The 2,389-nt window shown below is 46.0% G+C and carries 2 protein-coding genes; both read right to left on the bottom strand.

Annotated elements, in window-relative coordinates:
- Positions 1 to 130: amino acid kinase family protein (locus tag AC4MRV_RS21910; protein WP_491189385.1), on the bottom strand; the 130-nt coding region annotated here is incomplete at its 3' end.
- 196 nt (positions 131 to 326) lie between these two features.
- Positions 327 to 2,389, bottom strand: a 2,063-nt coding sequence (gene alaS, locus AC4MRV_RS21905) for an alanine--tRNA ligase (protein WP_491189384.1), incomplete at its 5' end; no start/stop codon positions are given.

Raw genomic sequence — 2,389 nt, 5'->3', positions numbered from 1 at the left:
CCGATACGACTACGACAACTTGATTACCATCATTTTTCGCCTTTATGATGTGTTCGGCCACCGTGTGGATTCTTTCAATTGAACCTACAGACGTCCCGCCAAACTTTTGCACGATAAGGGGCTTTTTCACCAGTCTTCACCTTCCCAAGACCAAAGTCTCATTCGAACTAAATTCAATATGTTGAATATTGCCTATAGTAGTAATAACAAAAACCAAGTCATTTAGTCGGCACTTGGTATATGTGCCAATTAAACCACTTGGTTAGGACAAAAAAATTACGCTCAATCAAACAAGTGATTGAGCGTAAATATTTATAAAGTTAGATTTATAGGCGTTCTTCTAGCCATGGTTGCACAGACTGAATAGCATCAGGCAGTGCAGCAACATCAGTACCACCTGCTTGAGCCATGTCTGGACGACCACCACCTTTACCACCAACTTGCTCAGCGACCATCTTAACTAGGTCACCCGCTTTCACTTTACCGATAAGGTCTTTAGTTACGCCAGCAATTAGGCCAATCTTATCGTCGTTGATGTTAGCCAGTAGAATTACACCGCTACCTACTTGGTTTTTGATGTCATCAACCATCGTACGTAGGTTCTTGTTATCCGCACCTTCTAGAGCCGCAACTAACACTTTAGTGCCGTTGATTTCCTGAACTTTACCCATGATGTTTGCGCTTTCTGCTGCAGCCATCTTGTCTTTAAGCTTCTGGATTTCTTTCTCTAGAGATTTCGCTTTTTGCGCCGATTCAACAAGTTTCTCTTCGTATTTCGCTTGTTGCTCTTCGATCGCATCTAGTGCTGCTTCACCAGTTACCGCTTCGATACGACGGATACCAGCTGCGATACCACCTTCAGAGGTAATCTTGAACAGACCGATGTCACCCGTGTTTGCAGCATGGATACCGCCACAAAGCTCCGTTGAGAACTCACCCATAGACAGTACGCGAACTTCATCATCGTACTTTTCACCGAACAGTGCCATTGCACCTTTTTGCTTAGCAGATTCAATGTCCATGATGTTAGTTTCAATCACATGGTTGCGACGAACTTGAGCATTCACTAGACGCTCAACTTCTTTCAGTTCCGCTGGCGTTACCGCTTCTAGGTTCGAGAAGTCAAAGCGTAGGTTCTCAGGTTTAACAAGCGAACCTTTTTGCGCAACGTGCTCACCAAGAACTTGACGCAGAGCTGCGTGAAGTAAGTGCGTTGCCGAGTGGTTTAGAGAGATTGCAGCGCGACGCTCTGCATCTACAACCGCTTCAACTTCATCACCTTTCGCTAGTACGCCTTCCGCCAGAACGCCGTGGTGCGCAATGGCGTTACCTAATTTCTGAGTATCTTCTACTGTGAATAGACCTGACTCAGTTTTAAGTACACCAGCATCACCACACTGACCGCCTGATTCTGCGTAAAATGGCGTTTCACCAAGGATGATGATTGCTTTGTCGCCTGCCGATAGAGACTCTGCAGTTTCACCTTCAACGAAGATTTCAGCTACGTTGCTTTTACCTTGAGTGCCGGTGTAACCACAAAATTCAGTTTCAGCTTCAGTTTTGATCGTTGCGTTGTAGTCAGTACCAAATTGGCCTGCTTCACGAGCGCGCTGGCGCTGCTCTTCCATTGCTTTCTCAAAACCCGCTTCGTCGATAGTGAAATCACGCTCACGAGCAACGTCGTTAGTTAGGTCTGCTGGGAAGCCGTAAGTATCGTAAAGCTTAAATACTGTTTCACCGTCAAGCTCTTTGCCTTCAAGTGCATCTAGTGCTTCATTCAGAATAACCATGCCGCGCTCTAGTGTGCGGCCAAAGTTTTCTTCTTCAATACGAAGTACTTTTTCAACAACGGCTTGTTGCTTTTTAAGTTCGTCAGCTGCGCTGCCCATCACTTCAGCCAATACACCCACAAGTTTGTGGAAGAATACGCCTTGTGCACCTAGCTTGTTACCGTGACGAACTGCACGACGAATAATACGACGTAGAACGTAACCACGACCTTCGTTTGAAGGCATAACGCCATCAGCGATTAGGAATGAACAAGAACGGATGTGGTCAGCAATAACGCGTAGCGATTGGTTCGATAGGTCTTCGTGACCAACGATCTCTGCTGTCGCTTTGATTAGCTTTTGGAATACATCGATTTCGTAGTTTGAGTGAACACCCTGCATGATTGCAGAAATACGCTCGATACCCATACCTGTATCAACAGCAGGCTTAGGTAGTGGTTCCATCGTGCCATCAGCATGACGGTTGAACTGCATAAATACGTTGTTCCAGATCTCGATGAAACGGTCACCGTCTTCTTCAGGTGTACCAGGGCGACCACCCCAGATGTGCTCACCGTGATCGTAGAAAATTTCAGTACATGGACCACAAGGACCTGTGT

This window comes from Vibrio sp., from assembly GCF_984391705.1.
The sequence above is the reverse complement of the archived record's forward strand: the minus strand, read 5'-3'. Positions and strand labels throughout refer to the sequence as shown.